The 15,820-nt window shown below is 51.5% G+C and carries 17 protein-coding genes; 6 read left to right on the forward strand and 11 right to left on the reverse strand.

Annotated features, from left to right (window positions below):
- Positions 1-21: 21 nt before the first annotated feature.
- Entirely contained in the window at positions 22-1,500 is a 1,479-nt protein-coding gene (scpC, locus tag FQZ95_RS17490; protein WP_000449950.1) for a propionyl-CoA:succinate CoA transferase, read from the forward strand.
- On the opposite strand, the gene srsR is transcribed toward scpC, so the two are convergent.
- From srsR to epd, 7 genes are all read right to left on the reverse strand, one after another.
- The gene (gene srsR, locus FQZ95_RS17495; protein WP_000350807.1) at positions 1,497-2,393 is read right to left on the reverse strand and encodes a LysR family transcriptional regulator SrsR; all 897 of its coding nucleotides are present in this window, start codon (positions 2,391-2,393) and stop codon (positions 1,497-1,499) included. The genes scpC and srsR overlap by 4 nt on opposite strands.
- Before the next feature lie 167 nt (positions 2,394-2,560).
- Positions 2,561-3,301, reverse strand: coding sequence for an oxidative stress defense protein (locus FQZ95_RS17500; RefSeq protein WP_000669834.1), 741 nt, complete (start codon positions 3,299-3,301; stop codon positions 2,561-2,563).
- A gap of 92 nt (positions 3,302-3,393) precedes the next feature.
- Positions 3,394-4,029 (reverse strand): arginine exporter ArgO, encoded by a 636-nt coding sequence (argO, locus tag FQZ95_RS17505; RefSeq protein ID WP_000493350.1) that lies wholly within the window; start codon positions 4,027-4,029, stop codon positions 3,394-3,396.
- A 138-nt stretch (positions 4,030-4,167) separates the two neighbouring features.
- Positions 4,168-5,028 (reverse strand): small-conductance mechanosensitive channel MscS, encoded by an 861-nt coding sequence (mscS, locus tag FQZ95_RS17510; protein ID WP_000389817.1) that lies wholly within the window; start codon positions 5,026-5,028, stop codon positions 4,168-4,170.
- 357 nt (positions 5,029-5,385) lie between these two features.
- Positions 5,386-6,465 (reverse strand): class II fructose-bisphosphate aldolase, encoded by a 1,080-nt coding sequence (gene fbaA / locus FQZ95_RS17515; RefSeq protein ID WP_000034372.1) that lies wholly within the window; start codon positions 6,463-6,465, stop codon positions 5,386-5,388.
- A gap of 214 nt (positions 6,466-6,679) precedes the next feature.
- Entirely contained in the window at positions 6,680-7,843 is a 1,164-nt protein-coding gene (gene pgk, locus FQZ95_RS17520; protein ID WP_000111269.1) for a phosphoglycerate kinase, read from the reverse strand.
- A gap of 49 nt (positions 7,844-7,892) precedes the next feature.
- Entirely contained in the window at positions 7,893-8,912 is a 1,020-nt protein-coding gene (epd, locus tag FQZ95_RS17525; RefSeq protein ID WP_000218480.1) for an erythrose-4-phosphate dehydrogenase, read from the reverse strand.
- Between the two features lie 371 nt (positions 8,913-9,283).
- Between epd and FQZ95_RS17530 the strand changes: the two genes are divergently transcribed.
- From FQZ95_RS17530 to FQZ95_RS17550, 5 genes are read left to right on the forward strand one after another with little or no spacing between them, the layout of a single operon-like run.
- Positions 9,284-9,715 carry a PPC domain-containing DNA-binding protein gene (locus tag FQZ95_RS17530; protein WP_001603470.1) on the forward strand — a complete coding sequence of 144 codons (432 nt, stop codon included), beginning with the start codon at positions 9,284-9,286 and terminating at the stop codon, positions 9,713-9,715.
- Positions 9,716-9,737: 22 nt separating this feature from the next.
- Positions 9,738-10,316, forward strand: a complete 579-nt coding sequence (locus FQZ95_RS17535) for an ECF transporter S component (protein ID WP_000113903.1) — start codon at positions 9,738-9,740, stop codon at positions 10,314-10,316.
- On the forward strand, positions 10,317-11,024 hold the full coding sequence (locus FQZ95_RS17540; RefSeq protein WP_032185076.1) for an energy-coupling factor transporter transmembrane component T: 708 nt from the start codon (positions 10,317-10,319) through the stop codon (positions 11,022-11,024).
- Positions 11,012-11,689, forward strand: a complete 678-nt coding sequence (locus FQZ95_RS17545) for an ABC transporter ATP-binding protein (RefSeq protein ID WP_032185119.1) — start codon at positions 11,012-11,014, stop codon at positions 11,687-11,689. Before FQZ95_RS17540 ends, FQZ95_RS17545 begins: the two co-directional genes overlap by 13 nt.
- Complete coding sequence (locus FQZ95_RS17550; RefSeq protein ID WP_160530463.1) at positions 11,683-12,360, forward strand: ABC transporter ATP-binding protein; 678 nt, start codon at positions 11,683-11,685, stop codon at positions 12,358-12,360. The genes FQZ95_RS17545 and FQZ95_RS17550 overlap by 7 nt, the downstream gene beginning before the upstream one ends.
- Here FQZ95_RS17550 and FQZ95_RS17555 read toward each other — a convergent pair.
- From FQZ95_RS17555 to FQZ95_RS17570, 4 genes are read right to left on the reverse strand one after another with little or no spacing between them, the layout of a single operon-like run.
- Entirely contained in the window at positions 12,332-13,045 is a 714-nt protein-coding gene (locus FQZ95_RS17555) for a nucleoside/nucleotide kinase family protein (RefSeq protein WP_032185078.1), read from the reverse strand. The genes FQZ95_RS17550 and FQZ95_RS17555 overlap by 29 nt on opposite strands.
- Positions 13,042-13,551, reverse strand: coding sequence for a fumarase E (gene fumE, locus FQZ95_RS17560; protein WP_105287660.1), 510 nt, complete (start codon positions 13,549-13,551; stop codon positions 13,042-13,044). The genes FQZ95_RS17555 and fumE overlap by 4 nt, the downstream gene beginning before the upstream one ends.
- Positions 13,552-13,572: 21 nt before the next feature.
- Complete coding sequence (glpX, locus tag FQZ95_RS17565) at positions 13,573-14,538, reverse strand: class II fructose-bisphosphatase (protein ID WP_105287661.1); 966 nt, start codon at positions 14,536-14,538, stop codon at positions 13,573-13,575.
- Positions 14,535-15,812 carry a zinc-binding dehydrogenase gene (locus FQZ95_RS17570; RefSeq protein ID WP_105287662.1) on the reverse strand — a complete coding sequence of 426 codons (1,278 nt, stop codon included), beginning with the start codon at positions 15,810-15,812 and terminating at the stop codon, positions 14,535-14,537. Before FQZ95_RS17570 ends, glpX begins: the two co-directional genes overlap by 4 nt.
- Between the last annotated feature and the right edge of the window lie 8 nt (positions 15,813-15,820).

Below are 15,820 nucleotides of genomic sequence, written 5' to 3' on the forward strand. Positions count from 1 at the left end.
CCTGCGAACGAAGGAGTAAAAATGGAAACTCAGTGGACAAGGATGACCGCCGATGAAGCGGCAGAAATTATCCAGCATAACGACATGGTGGCATTTAGCGGCTTTACCCCGGCGGGTTCGCCGAAAGCCCTTCCCACCGCCATTGCCCGCAGAGCTAACGAACAGCATGAGGCCAAAAAGCCGTATCAAATCCGCCTACTGACGGGGGCGTCAATCAGCGCCGCCGCTGACGATGTACTTTCTGACGCCGATGCTGTTTCCTGGCGTGCGCCATATCAAACATCGTCCGGTTTACGTAAAAAGATCAATCAGGGCGCGGTGAGTTTCGTTGACCTGCATTTGAGCGAAGTGGCGCAAATGGTCAATTACGGTTTCTTCGGCGAAATTGATGTTGCCGTCATTGAAGCATCGGCACTGGCACCGGATGGTCGAGTCTGGTTAACCAGCGGGATCGGTAATGCGCCGACCTGGCTGCTGCGGGCGAAGAAAGTGATCATTGAACTCAATCACTATCACGATCCGCGCGTTGCAGAACTGGCGGATATTGTGATTCCTGGCGCGCCACCGCGGCGCAATAGCGTGTCGATCTTCCATGCAATGGATCGCGTCGGTACCCGCTATGTGCAAATCGATCCGAAAAAGATTGTCGCCGTCGTGGAAACCAACTTGCCCGACGCCGGTAATATGCTGGATAAGCAAAATCCCATGTGCCAGCAGATTGCCGATAACGTGGTCACGTTCTTGTTGCAGGAAATGGCGCATGGGCGTATTCCGCCGGAATTTCTGCCGCTGCAAAGTGGCGTGGGCAATATCAATAATGCAGTCATGGCGCGACTAGGGGAAAACCCGGAAATTCCTCCGTTCATGATGTATTCGGAAGTGCTACAGGAATCGGTGGTGCATTTACTGGAAACGGGCAAAATCAGCGGGGCCAGCGCCTCCAGCCTGACTATCTCGGCCGATTCCCTGCGCAAGATTTACGACAATATGGATTACTTTGCCAGCCGCATTGTGTTGCGTCCGCAGGAGATTTCCAATAACCCGGAAATCATCCGTCGTCTGGGCGTCATCGCTCTGAACGTCGGCCTGGAGTTTGATATTTACGGGCATGCCAACTCAACGCACGTAGCCGGGGTCGATCTGATGAACGGCATCGGTGGCAGCGGTGATTTTGAACGCAACGCGTATCTGTCGATCTTTATGGCCCCGTCGATTGCTAAAGAAGGCAAGATCTCAACCGTCGTGCCAATGTGCAGCCATGTTGATCACAGCGAACACAGCGTCAAAGTGATCATCACCGAACAAGGGATCGCCGATCTGCGTGGTCTTTCCCCGCTTCAACGCGCCCGCACCATCATTGATAATTGTGCACATCCTATGTATCGGGATTATCTGCATCGCTATCTGGAAAATGCGCCCGGCGGACATATTCACCACGATCTTAGCCACGTCTTCGATTTACACCGTAATTTAATTGCAACCGGCTCGATGCTGGGTTAATGACTCGTCCCGTCACGATCTTCAGCAATATGCTGAAGCATCGTGGCGGTATAACGATGATTTCTGATTGAATAAAGATATTCCTGCATATACATCGGCCTGTGCGGCGCATCAAAATATTTCAGCGTTGCCGGATTCACCAGTCGCCAGGCAAAATGCGGGATCACCGTCAGAAAATGTCCGCGCTCCACGGCGCTGATTTTGGCCATAAAACTGTAAGGTCGATAAATAATGGTGGGATTGATCCCACAAGGACGCATATTCGCATCAATCATTGCTTCGAAGTTGGCCCGGTTCTGAAAGCGCATTTGTAGCCAGGGTAGCTCCTGAAGCAACTCTTGCTCTTGTCGCTCTTCATAACGGCGAGAAACGAGAAAGCCCAATCGCAGCGGTGGTAGTTCACTGATAGTCAGATTTTCCAGTTCCTGAACTCGTGCAGATACATGCTGTGGGGAGATTATAAAATCTAACTGACGGTCAAAAAGATTATCGATAACGCCGTTTTCGCTGAACTCAACTGGCTGGGCGGTCACGCCTTCGTACTTATCTCCGAGACTAATCAACTGATCAAAAATAATGGTCGGATAAGTATTATCTATGCCTATCACAATTTCTCGTGAACGACGTCCTGAGTTATGGATTTCATTATCAATCGCAGAAAGCCGTTGATAAACCGGGAACAGTTTTTGATACAGTTCCTGCCCGGCTTTATTGAGGCTGATATTATTATCTTTGCGGGTAAATAGCGTATAGCCAATTTGTTCTTCCAGCGCGGCAATGCTTTTGCCAAATGGCGAAGCCGTCATATGGATTTTTTCTGCCGCCCGGGCAATATTATTAGTTTGCGCTAATAAAATGAAATTGCGCATCTTTTTCGAAATAAAAATGTCCATCCCAGCTCCCCCGCATCCTTGTCCGCTTAACCGTTTCAGTTAGCCTATCCTTGATGAAACCGCGAGCAAAGATAGGTGATTACGTCATGGTTTTACAGAAAATTACAGAAAAAGGAGGCAATATCGGGTAAAGGCATTAGCCCGACCAATACGTCGGGCTACAAGTATTATTGTGCGGCAGGTGTTTTAGCGGGTTGTTGATCCACAGGTTCTAACTGGAAGACCACATCGACCTGATCATCAAACTGAATAGCAGCCTGCTCGTAAGTTTCCTGGGCTGAGACCGGCGCGGCATCGGCTTTCATCATCCGCACCATTGGGCTGGGCTGATAGTTGGAAACATGGTAGCGCACGCTATATACCGGCCCTAGTTTACGATGAAAGCCGTTCGCCAGTTCCTGCGCCTGATGAATCGCGTTATCAATCGCTGCCTTACGCGCTTTGTCTTTATAGGCATCCGGCTGCGCCACGCCCAGCGATACAGAACGAATTTCGTTAAGACCCGCCTTCAGCGCACCATCCAGCAAGGAATTCAGTTTGTCTAACTGACGGAGCGTGACTTCCACCGTTCTCACAGCACGGTAGCCTTTCAGGATACTTTTACCATCCTGATAATCATAATCTGGCTGGGTGCGTAAGTTCGCTGAGCTGATATCTTTTTTCGCGATCTGATTGAGTTCAAGGAAGGAAATGTATTGTGCGACGCGCTCATCCGCCTGTTTCTTGGCAGTAGCGGCATCCTTCGCGGCCACGTTGACTTCAATCGCAAGAGTGGCAATGTCTGGCACCGCATCCACGCTTGCCGTACCGGAGGTGACAATATGCGGTCCATCCGGCAATTCGTTAGCCTGCGCTGCCATCCCGCTAATACCCATTAATGCCGCCAGGGCGATAACTTTGAACTTCACGTTAGTCTCTCCGTGTTAATTGACTTGCCCAAAATTCAGGACCTCTGGAGGCAAGCTTAGCGCCTCTGTTTTATTTTTCCATCAGATAGCGCCTAACTGAACAAGGCTTGTGCATGCGCAATACCGTCTCTCGCCAGCTGCAAGGCAATAAACCACATAACACATCCCACTACCAGATTGATAATGCGCTGTGATTTTGCCGTGCGCAGGCGCGGTGCCAGCCAGGCTGCGAGAAGAGCCAGACCAAAGAACCACAGGAAAGAGGCGCTAATTGTCCCGAGCGCAAACCAACGTTTTGGTTCGACGTCAAGCTGCCCACCAAGGCTGCCCAGTACAACAAAAGTATCCAGGTAAACATGCGGATTCAGCCAGGTCACTGCCAACATGGTGGCGATAATTTTCCATCTGCCTTGCTTCAGGACTTCGGCACTGGCTAACTCAATATTACTGCTCATTGCTGTTTTAAAAGCGCCAAAACCATACCACAGCAAGAAGGCTACGCCGCCCCAGGTGACCAGCGCAAGCAACCACGGCGACTGCATCAATAACGCACTGCCACCAAAAATCCCGGCGCAAATCAGGACCAAATCGCTGATAGCACAAAGTAAGGCAATCATAATGTGGTACTGACGACGTATGCCCTGATTCATCACAAAAGCATTTTGTGGACCGAGCGGTAGGATCATAGCCGCCCCAAGTGCAAGACCTTGAAAATAATAAGAAAACACGTTGGATATTCCGAATTAAGTATCTGATGCAGAGACTATATCGCGGGATTGTTATTAGCGGAAATTGATAATATTAATTGGCAATCAGAAAAACTAATAAGAGAGAGGCCAGAGAGTATTATCTGGCCTCAGCGTTGATTATGCAGCTTTGTCTTCTTTCACCCGCTTAAAGTTCACATCCATTTGCGGGTACGGGAAGCTGATACCGGCGGCATCAAATTCACGTTTAATACGCTCCAGCACATCCCAGTACACGTTTTGTAGATCGCCGCTTTTGCTCCAGACGCGGACCACGAAATTAATCGACGATGCGCCAAGTTCGTTCAGACGCACAGTCATTTCGCGATCTTTCAAAATGCGGTCTTCAGACTGGATAATATTGGTCAGGATCTGCTTAACCTGATCGATATCGGAATCATACGCCACGCCAATAATAAATTCGTTACGGCGAACTGGCTCGCGGGAGAAGTTAATAATATTCCCAGCAATAATTTTACCGTTCGGAATAACGATAATTTTACCGTCTGCAGTACGCATGGTGGTGGAGAAAATCTGCACGCTCAGCACAGTACCGGCTACGCCGCCGAGGTCAACATATTCTCCGGCACGGAACGGGCGGAACATGACCAGTAACACGCCAGCGGCCAGGTTAGACAGTGACCCCTGCAAAGCCAGACCAACAGCTAAGCCTGCGGCACCGAGTACAGCAATGACTGACGCGGTTTGTACGCCCACGCGCCCCAGTGCAGCGATTAGCGTAAAGGCGATAATTCCGTAACGGACTAATGCAGAAAGAAAATCAGCAACGGTGGCATCGATTTTACGGGAGATCATCAGGCGATTCACCGCGTTGGAAATCATCCGCGCGATAATCAAACCAACGATGATGATCGCGAGTGCCGCCACGATGTTTACTGCATAACTTAGCAGCAGCGCCTGGTTAGCCACCAGCCAGCTCCCCGCGCCGTTTATGCTATCGACAACATTCAAATCTTCCATTCAATATTCCTTTTCAACTGACTCAAAATGGAGAAATACACTCCGCCGCCTTATGACGGGCAGTCTGACAAGGGTAAACAATAAAGCATAATTTTGCCAAATAGATCACAGATTTCTCATCTGCATCACCTTGCTTATGGTGAAAAAAGATCCGCAGAGCGGGGCTCAGACAGATATCAATGTGCACTTTGTCATGCCGGATGCGGCGTGAACGCCTTATCCAGCCTACAAAAGCCTGTAAATTCAGTATATTGCAGGATACATGTAGGCCTGATAAGCGTAGCGCATCAGGCAATTTTGCTTTTGGCGAAAAAAAGACCCGCAGAGCGGGCCTTGAGGTAAGCAGAAAGGAATATCTTACAGAACGTCGATCGCGTTCAGTTCCTGGAATGCTTTTTCCAGACGAGCGATCATCGAAGTCTGACCGGCACGCAGCCATACGCGCGGATCGTAGTATTTCTTGTTCGGCTGATCTTCGCCTTTCGGGTTACCCAGCTGACCCTGCAGATAAGCTTCGTTCGCTTTGTAATAGTTCAGAACACCTTCCCAGGTTGCCCATTGGGTATCGGTATCGATGTTCATTTTCACTACGCCGTAGCTTACGGAGTCTTTGATTTCCTGAGCAGTAGAACCGGAACCGCCGTGGAATACGAAGTTCAGGCTGTTGTGCGGCAGGTTGTGTTTCTTGGAAACATATTCCTGAGAGTCACGCAGGATGGTCGGAGTCAGAACAACGTTACCCGGCTTGTATACGCCGTGTACGTTACCGAAGGACGCTGCGATGGTGAAGCGCGGGCTGATTTTGCTCAGCTCAGTGTATGCGTAATCAACGTCTTCCGGCTGGGTGTACAGTGCAGAAGCGTCCATGTGGCTGTTGTCCACGCCGTCTTCTTCACCACCGGTGCAACCCAGTTCGATTTCCAGAGTCATGCCGATTTTGGACATACGCTCCAGGTATTTAGAGCAGATTTCGATGTTCTCTTGCAGAGATTCTTCAGACAGGTCGATCATGTGAGAAGAGAACAGCGGCTTACCGGTAGCTGCGAAGTGTTTTTCACCCGCGTCCAGCAGACCGTCGATCCACGGCAGCAGTTTTTTCGCGCAGTGGTCGGTGTGCAGGATAACCGGAACACCATAGTGTTCAGCCATCTGGTGAACGTGATGCGCACCAGAGATCGCACCCAGGATAGCAGCACCCTGCGGAACGTCAGATTTCACGCCTTTACCAGCGATAAAGGAAGCACCACCGTTGGAGAACTGAACGATAACCGGCGCTTTAACTTTAGCCGCGGTTTCCAGTACGGCGTTGATGGAGTCAGTACCGACGCAGTTTACTGCTGGCAGTGCGAAGTTGTTTTCTTTTGCTACCTGGAAAACTTTCTGTACGTCATCACCAGTGATTACGCCAGGTTTTACGAAATCAAAAATCTTAGACATGTCTCTTGTCCTGTATCGTCGGGCCTTATACTCGTCATACTTCAAGTTGCATGTGCTGCGTCTGCGTTCGCTCCCCCCAGTCACTTACTTATGTAAGCTCCTGAGGATTCACTCTCTTGTCGCCTTCCTGCAACTCGAATTATTTAGAGTATGAAAAAATGCGTGCTCTAAAAGCGCGCTGCAACAAGGGCAGGTTTCCCTGCCCTGTGATTTTTTACTTCTTAGCGCGCTCTTCGAGCATCGCTACTGCAGGCAGTACTTTACCTTCCACGAATTCGAGGAATGCGCCGCCGCCAGTGGAGATGTAGGAGATTTTGTCAGCAATGCCGAACAGGTCGATTGCTGCCAGAGTGTCACCGCCACCAGCGATGGAGAACGCTTCGCTGTCTGCGATAGCGTTAGCCACGATTTCAGTACCTTTGCGGAAGTTCGGGAATTCGAACACGCCAACCGGGCCGTTCCACAGAATGGTTTTCGCATTCTTCAGGATTTCAGCCAGTTCCTGCGCAGAAGCATCGCCGATATCCAGGATCTGCTCGTCAGCTTTCACATCGTTAACAGATTTCAGGGTAGCCGGTGCAGTTTCAGAGAACTCAGTTGCTACGCGAACGTCAGACGGAACCGGAATGTTGCAGGTGGTCAGCAGACGTTTTGCTTCGTCAACCAGGTCAGCTTCGTACAGGGATTTACCCACATCGTGGCCTTGTGCCGCGATAAAGGTGTTAGCGATACCACCACCCACGATCAGCTGGTCAGCGATTTTGGACAGGGAATCCAGAACGGTCAGTTTGGTAGATACTTTAGAACCACCAACGATAGCCACCATCGGGCGAGCAGGTTCTTTCAGTGCTTTACCCAGCGCGTCCAGTTCAGCTGCCAGCAGCGGGCCTGCGCACGCAACATCAGCGAATTTACCGATACCGTGAGTAGAAGCCTGCGCGCGGTGAGCAGTACCGAATGCGTCCATTACGAACACGTCACACAGTGCAGCATATTTTTTGGACAGAGTTTCGTCGTCTTTCTTCTCGCCTTTGTTGAAGCGAACGTTTTCCAGAACAACCAGTTCACCTTCAGCAACGTCAACGCCGTCGAGGTAATCTTTAACCAGACGAACCGGGTTAGACAGTTTGTCTTTCAGGTAGTTAACAACCGGCAGCAGAGAGAATTCTTCGTTGTACTCGCCTTCGGTAGGACGACCCAGGTGGGAAGTTACCATCACTTTCGCGCCTTGTTTCAGGGCCAGTTCGATGGTCGGCAGAGAAGCACGGATACGCGCGTCGCTGGTTACTTTCCCGTCTTTTACTGGTACGTTCAGATCCGCACGGATAAATACACGTTTCCCAGCAAGATCCAGATCGGTCATCTTAATTACAGACATGGTGAATCCTCTCGTTGATTCTAAAAGTTTTGCAGACGCTGCTTGCGTCTTACCTGAAAGCAACAGTAGCCATAGCTAACGTCGTGTCGAGCATTCGGTTAGCAAAGCCCCATTCGTTATCGCACCAGACCAACGTTTTGATCAGGTGTGCGCCACTGACCCGGGTTTGGGTGCCATCGACAATGGCACTGTGCGGATCGTGGTTAAAATCTACAGAGACCAACGGCAATTCCGTATAGTCAACTATACCATGAAATGCACCTTGTGCTGCTTTTTGCAGCAACAGGTTGACTTCATTGGCTTTTACAGGTTTCTTCACCGTCACGCTTAAATCGATTGCCGTCACATTTATGGTTGGCACACGTACCGCAATCGCTTCAAAGCGATCGTTAAATTGCGGAAAAAATCGTGTGATACCGGCGGCCAGTTTAGTATCGACCGGAATGATCGACTGGCTGGCTGCCCGGGTGCGACGCAGGTCAGGATGGTATGCATCAATAACCTGTTGATCGTGCATGGCGGAGTGAATTGTGGTCACAGTGCCGGACTCAATACCGTACGCATCATCTAACAATTTGATGACGGGAATTATGCAATTCGTGGTACAGGAAGCGTTAGAAACGATGCGGTGTTCCGCACGAAGTTGATCCTGATTGACGCCGTAAACAACGGTCGCATCGAGATCGTTACTGCCAGGATGTGAAAAGAGCACTTTTTTGGCCCCGGCGGCAATATGTGCTTCGCCATGCTCGCGGGAGCCATATACGCCGGTGCAGTCGAGAACCACATCGACGCCCAGTTCACGCCATGGGAGCGATTGCAGTGAACGTTCATGCAATACGCGGATGGCGTCATCACCAACAAAAAGTTGATCGCGTTCCTGTCGTACTTCCCATGCAAAACGGCCATGACTGGTGTCATATTTCAACAAATGCGCCATGCCCGCAGCATCCGCCAGTTCGTTGATTGCCACCACGGTAATTTCCGCCCGGCGTCCGGATTCATACAAAGCACGAACCACATTACGCCCGATGCGACCGAAGCCATTTATCGCTACGCGTACGGTCATAGATCTCCTGCAAGGTTTTCCCTGAGCAAATTTGCCAGACAGAGTAATCCAGCAAATCGTCCGGGGAAACCTTACCTGTCGCAAACTGCGACTGATTGGTTAATTGTCGAACATTTAATCGACTGAAACGCTTCAGCTAGGATAAGCGAAACGTGGAATAAAAGGAATGATTGTCCAGTCAAAGAAGACAATTATCTGACTTACGTCACGTTTTCATCCCCGCCCCTGTGGAATTTATTCCACTTTGCAGAATCACGAATAAGCGTAGCAAAATCTTTTCGTTGTGCCGTCACAAACCCTGACTTATATCAGAATATGACTGATGCAGCGTCGATATTATCCGCAATACGTCCGAGTTTCGGAGTACTCCAATGATGACATTGCCCTACCCATATTCTTCCTCCGCACGCTTTTACGCGCTGCGCCTGCTCCCAGGGCAGGAAGTTCTCTCCCAATTACGCGCCTTCGCGCAGCAACAACAACTCCACGCCGCGTGGATTGCAGGTTGTACCGGCAGTCTGACTGACGTCGCCTTACGCTATGCCGGGCAAGAAAACACGGCCCTACTAAGCGGTAAGTTCGAAGTCATCGCATTGAACGGCACACTGGAACAGAGTGGTGAACATCTTCATCTCTGCGTTTCCGATCCACACGGCACGATGCTTGGCGGTCATATGATGCCCGGCTGTACCGTGCGGACCACGCTTGAACTGGTGATCGGCTGCCTTGAGGAGCTGGCGTTTAGCCGCCAACCTTGCGCGCTTTCTGGTTACGACGAATTGCATATTTCCCCCGTTAAATAACTACTTTCAGAGAGGTTTTCTTATGGCGCGTCGCCACTTTTCCAGTCAAGCACTGGTGTTGATTGTTATCTCTATCGCCATCAATATGATTGGCGGGCAACTGGCCAGCATGGTCAAATTACCTATATTTCTCGACTCCATCGGCACACTTATTAGCGCGGTACTGCTTGGTCCGGTGATCGGGATGCTGACCGGCTTACTGACCAATTTACTCTGGGGATTGCTCACCGACCCGATCGCCGCCGCCTTTGCCCCCGTGGCGATGGTTATTGGCCTGGTCGCCGGTTGGCTGGCGCGAGCGGGTTGGTTTCGCACCCTGCCAAAAGTCGTTGTCAGCGGCGTGATTATTACGCTTGCAGTAACGGTCGTCGCTGTACCGCTGCGTACTGCGCTGTTCGGCGGTGTCACCGGTAGCGGAGCCGATTTGTTCGTTGCCTGGATGCACTCTATGGGGCAAAACCTGGTGGAGTCGGTGGCGATTACGGTGATAGGCGCAAACCTGGTCGATAAAATTCTTACAGCGGTGATTGTCTGGCTTTTACTGCGTCAGCTGCCGATTCGCACCACGCGCCATTTTCCGGCAATGGCTGCCGTGCGCTAAATGCATCCGTTTACATCCCTAACGCTGTGGGCGCTGGCGGCCTGCACCACGCTTATCCTGCCCACACAGACAATACTGCCATTCTATAGCGCGGCGACCTTTTTCTGCCTTATTGCGCTAAAGGCCACGCGGCGGCGGGTAAAATATGTTGTCTGGCTGATGTTCTCGCTGGGGGCTGGACTGTGGCTGGTACACGGTGGCTGGCTGACAGAATGGCTAAGCGGCACGCCACGCTCGCCAGAACGGTGGACGCATGCTATTACGCTCTGGTTGCGGATTCTGGCGATTGTTTCAACCTCGCAGTTGTGGATGCAATTCGTCCCAGTGCAACGTTTTATCCGCGCTTTGTTTGCTTCTCGCCTGCCGCCGGGCGTCGCTTATCTGTTCGCTGGGCCTTTGTTGGTCGTTGAGCAGTTAAAACGGCAATTAGCGATTATTCATGAAGCGCAGCGCGCCCGTGGGGTGCCGCTGGATGAGGGCTGGTATCAGCGTTTACGTGCTATACCCGCGCTAATTATTCCGCTAACACACAATGCGCTAAACGATCTGGCTATCCGTGGTGCGGCGCTGGATATGCGGGCATTTCGGATCCACAACCGGCGCACTACGTTATGGGCACCGCCTGACAGTAACCTGGAAAAAGTGGCACGTTACGCCATGATCTTGCTGATGCTGGCAGAATTCGGAGCGTGGATATGGTTACGTTAGAACAGTTTCGCTATTGCCCGACACACTCAACGCACCCTCCGTTCTGTTATGACTTTCACTATGTCAAACCGGGGATAGTCGCCATCTTTGGTGACAACGGCAGTGGCAAAAGTACGCTGGCGCAACTGATGGCGGGCTGGTATCCGGACTTTCTGCCAGGAGAGATAACCGGCACGGGGACGCTTCTCGGTACGCCCATTGGGTATCTCCCGCTTAATGAACAATCCGCCACCATCCAGCTCGTTCAGCAATCGCCCTATTTGCAGCTCTCCGGCTGTACCTTTAGCGTGGAAGAAGAAGTTGCCTTTGGGCCAGAAAATCTGTGTCTTGCTGAAGAGGAGATTATGGCGCGGATTGATGCTGCCCTGACTCTGACCGAGTGCCAGCCGTTGCGCCATCGTCACCCGGCAACACTCTCCGGTGGAGAGACACAGCGCGTGGTCATCGCCTGCGCCATCGCGATGCAGCCAAAACTATTAATTCTTGATGAAGCCTTTAGTCGCCTGACGCCGCAGGCCAGCGAAATGCTGTTGCAGCGCTTACAACACTGGGCGTTTGAACGTGGTTCGCTGATTATTCTTTTTGAACGTCATCGCACACCTTTCCTGAACTACTGCCAGCAAGCGTGGCAATTGCAAAACGGAGCGCTCCAGCCACTATGTTAACGTTAAATCAGATGTCTTATCGCTGGTCTGGCGCGGCAACGGATTGTCTTTGCGACATTTCTCTGCAACTCAAACAAGGTGAATGGTTGGCGCTGACCGGCGACAATGGCGCGGGAAAATCGACGCTGTTACGAGTAATGGCAGGTCTTCTTACGCCCACAGCCGGTACGGTTATGCTGCAACAACAGGCGATGAAAAACCTGAAAAACCGCCAACGTGCAGCAAAGATTGGCGTACTGTTTCAGGAAGCGGAAAACCAGCTTTTTCACAGCACCGTCGCTGACGAGATCGCATTTGGTTTGAAACTGCAAAAATGCCTGGCGGATGAAATCACTCAACGTACCAATGCTGCCCTGCAATGCTGTCAGTTAGCAGACACTGCCAGCGCGCATCCGTTAGATCTGCATAGTGCGCAGCGACGGATGGTCGCCGTCGCCTGCCTGGAAGCACTCTCTCCGCCGCTATTGCTGCTGGACGAGCCGAGTCGGGATTTTGACGAAAATTGGATGAGCGTGTTTGAAAGCTGGCTGGAAAAGTGCCGCCAGCGAGGCACGAGCGTCGTAGCAATCAGTCATGACGCCGCATTTACCCGGCGTCATTTCTCTCGTGTGGTGCGACTGGAAGATGGTGTAATCAGGAACGTTAATCCACCAGACGATATTCACCCGTAGCGGTCATCATTAAGGTCAAATTTGCAGGCAGACTCTCTTCCAGCACCCGGCGAACATTCGGCCCATCGGTACGGTCATAAAAGGCTTCTGCGTCTGCCAGCGATAACCCTCCCGCCAGCTTGCGCCCCACCAGTCGTTCCCGCAACGCAGTAGCTGGCGCGTTGATAAAGATCGAGAAATCACAAAATTGCGCAAGCTGGCGCCACTTCTCGTCATCCAGCAACAACCAGTTTCCTTCGACGATGACGAGTGGTGCGGTAACGTGCAACGCATCTTCAACAGGATCATGCTTTTGTCGATCGTACTGCGGCCACGTACAATCCCCTTCCATTACCTGGCGCAGATTTTCCGCCAGTTTTGCCACATCGAATGTCTCTGGTGCGCCTTTAAAGGGGCGCAATTGATGCGCATCCAGCCAGCTATTGTAATGGTGAAAACCATCCATCGGCAGCGTCTGAATAGCGGGTAGTTCCGGGTCTTGTTGCGCGAGATATTCCCAGAAAGTGGTTAGGGTAGATTTACCCGTCCCCGGCGGAGCGCAAAGAAAAACCACGGTACGCCGCTGCGGATTTACCGTCTGTAAGGCTGCCAGCATACGCAGCAACGGTTTATGCACATTTTCAATCTCTTCGTTCGGGTACTGCGCCTGTACCTTCAATCCATTCACCGTCAGTTCGATTTTCACGGCGTTAATTCCTTTAAGGTGGTCGTTACTGCCAGCGTCAGCGCCGTTTTGACCATCCCACTAAAACGCACCTCTGACCAGACGGCGAAATCAGCGAACTTCATCGCTTTTAACGCGTCATAGAGCGTCGCATTGCGGGTTATGCTATTGACGTTGCTGATAAAATCCCAGGTAATGTCATCGGCAAATCCGGGCGTTTCATCCTGTTCATTCAGGTAATGCCAGAACTGGGAAAAGTGCGTGATATCGGCATACAGCCATTTGTCCATTTTCCCCAGCGCAAAAATCAAACGTAGCGCAACATCAATATCGTCAAGCGGGCCGCTTTGAGCGAGTAACGGCTTCACTGCATATTCCACGATCTCTTCATCATTATCGACAAACAGCGACGGCAGAAACTGGCGTATCCCCTGGAGCAAAATGACATGTGTAGTTCTCATAAATGACAATAAATTGTCCTGTGCGTCCAGTTGCTCAAGCACATCATCTTCTGTCAGCGTCGCCATTGGTCTTCCGATAGATCACCATCAATGCAGGGAGTCTATTATATTACACGTTTGGTCCGCGCCGCCGATCAGTAATGTCTGCGTCCGCACCCCATTCGCCGTCTGTTGGATACCGTTCACCAACTCACCGCCCGTCACGCCCGTAGCGCTAAAGAGGATATCGTTCCCCCTCACCAGTTCATCGAGCGAGTACACACGGTTAACGTCAACGCCCATTTCCTTGCAACGCTTGCGCTCCTGCTCTGCAATCTGCCGATTTTCCGTGTAATCCCCTTTTGCCTGACAAAAATCAATCAGCTCGGCCTGCATATCCCCACCCAATGCTTTAACAGCACAGGCAGAAATAACACCTTCCGGCGCGCCACCGATGGTGTACATCACGTCGTAAGGATTATCTTGCCAGCAGGTCAGCACGCTGGCGGCGACATCGCCATCCGGCAGGGCAAAAACCTTCACGCCCAGTTGTGTCGCTTCCTCAATTGCGGCTCTCAGGCGCGGTTTATCTAGCGTAACCATACGTAGCTGGTCCAGCGGTTTGCCCAACGCTTTCGCCACGTTGCGCAAGTTGTCCGCCAGAGGCAAAGACAGATCAATCGCGCCCGCCGCCAGCCGATTAACAACCAGTTTTTTCATATACATATCGGGCGCGTGTAACAGGCTATCTCGAGGGGCGAAAGCCATGACCGCCAGCGCATTGCTCTGCCCCATCGCCACCATCCGCGTACCTTCAATGGGATCAACCGCGATATCGACTTCTGGCCCATCGCCTTTGCCCACCTCTTCGCCAATCCACAGCATCGGCGCATGGTCAATTTCTCCCTCGCCGATAACCACTCGCCCACGAAAAGCGACATCGTTTAATGCCTGGCGCATCGCGGTGACCGCCAGGCCATCAATTTTATTTTTGTTGCCACATCCGGTTTGCGGCCAGGCAGCCAACGCTGCCTGCTCCGTAACGCGAAATAATGGCCACGCCAGGGACATCATTGCGCGGCCTCCCCGATATCAACGCCAAATTGTGCCAGCAGATATTTCTCGGCCTGTTCATTCCAGATGCCGTGCGTTTCCTCAACTAACCGCGCCAGCTCTTTAAACAGCGGATCGGTTTTGCCTTTTTCGGCAAAATCGGCAATGGCGGTGAGCGGCATGGTAACGCCGTTGTAAATGAGTTTTTTACCACCGGGGATATCCGGTAAATTGAGAACGGTTTCTGGCACTGCATCCAGGCCACCGATATGCGTCACCATAAACGACGGTTGCAACTGCCCCGTGGCGCTCAGGGCAATCGCCTCTTTCATATCGTCCGTTGAACCACCCGATGTACCGACGACGTGCGTGCTGTTGTAATGGACGTTGTAGAAATTAAACGGCACTTTGAAGTTTTTATCCGTCGGCCCGGCAAAGAAGTTCAGGCAGCCATCTTCCGCCAGTAATTCGTCAGCCATCTCAACGACAGCAGGCACCGCCGCATAAACAAAAATGTCATCGAACCCAGCATCTCCTGTCAGCGCCCGCAGCTTCTGTACCGGATCGGCCATTCCTTTGGTATTCACATATATCAGCTCAATGCCTTTGCTGGCCGCCAGCTCCACCGGCAGCAGCTTCTGCACCTGTGCCAGGCGTTTGTCGTCGATATCGACCACCACTACCCGCGACGGTTGTATGCCGCCGTGAATAGCGTAATCGATAGCGCCTATCCCCATCGGGCCCGCACACGCCAGCAGCGCAATATTGCCGCCAGGTTTGACGCCCATGCGATGCTCATAAACATATTGCGTGGTGTGATAATTGGCATGATAAGCGCCAATAATGCAGCACATCGGCTCTGCCAGCGACGCCGCAGCAAAATAAGATCCGTGATACGGTAATACGCAGCCCAAATTAATGGCTACCTCTGGAATAATCATATAGGTGGCGTTACCGCCAAAATATTCGTAGCTGTATCCCGCAGAATACCCGCTTGGTAGCCCCATCGCCGGTTGCAATACAAAACGTTGGCCTTTTTTATATTTGTCGGTAAGATTTTTCCCCACTTCAACAATAATCCCGGCACATTCATGCCCGGTAATGACCGGATGATTTTCTAAATCGTCGGGCACGCGTTTATGTTCGCTACCGAGTAACGCCGCTTTCCAGGTCGATAAACACACACTGTCAGAAATTACACTCACCAGCAGTTCATTATCGGTAATTTTGGGCAGTTCAAATTCGCGCAGACGGACATCCCGCTTGCCATAAATAGCAACAACTTTGGTTTTCATTTTTACCT

The sequence above is a fragment of the Escherichia sp. HH41S genome, assembly GCF_009820115.1.
GTDB classification, from domain to species: Bacteria; Pseudomonadota; Gammaproteobacteria; order Enterobacterales; family Enterobacteriaceae; genus Escherichia; species Escherichia coli_F.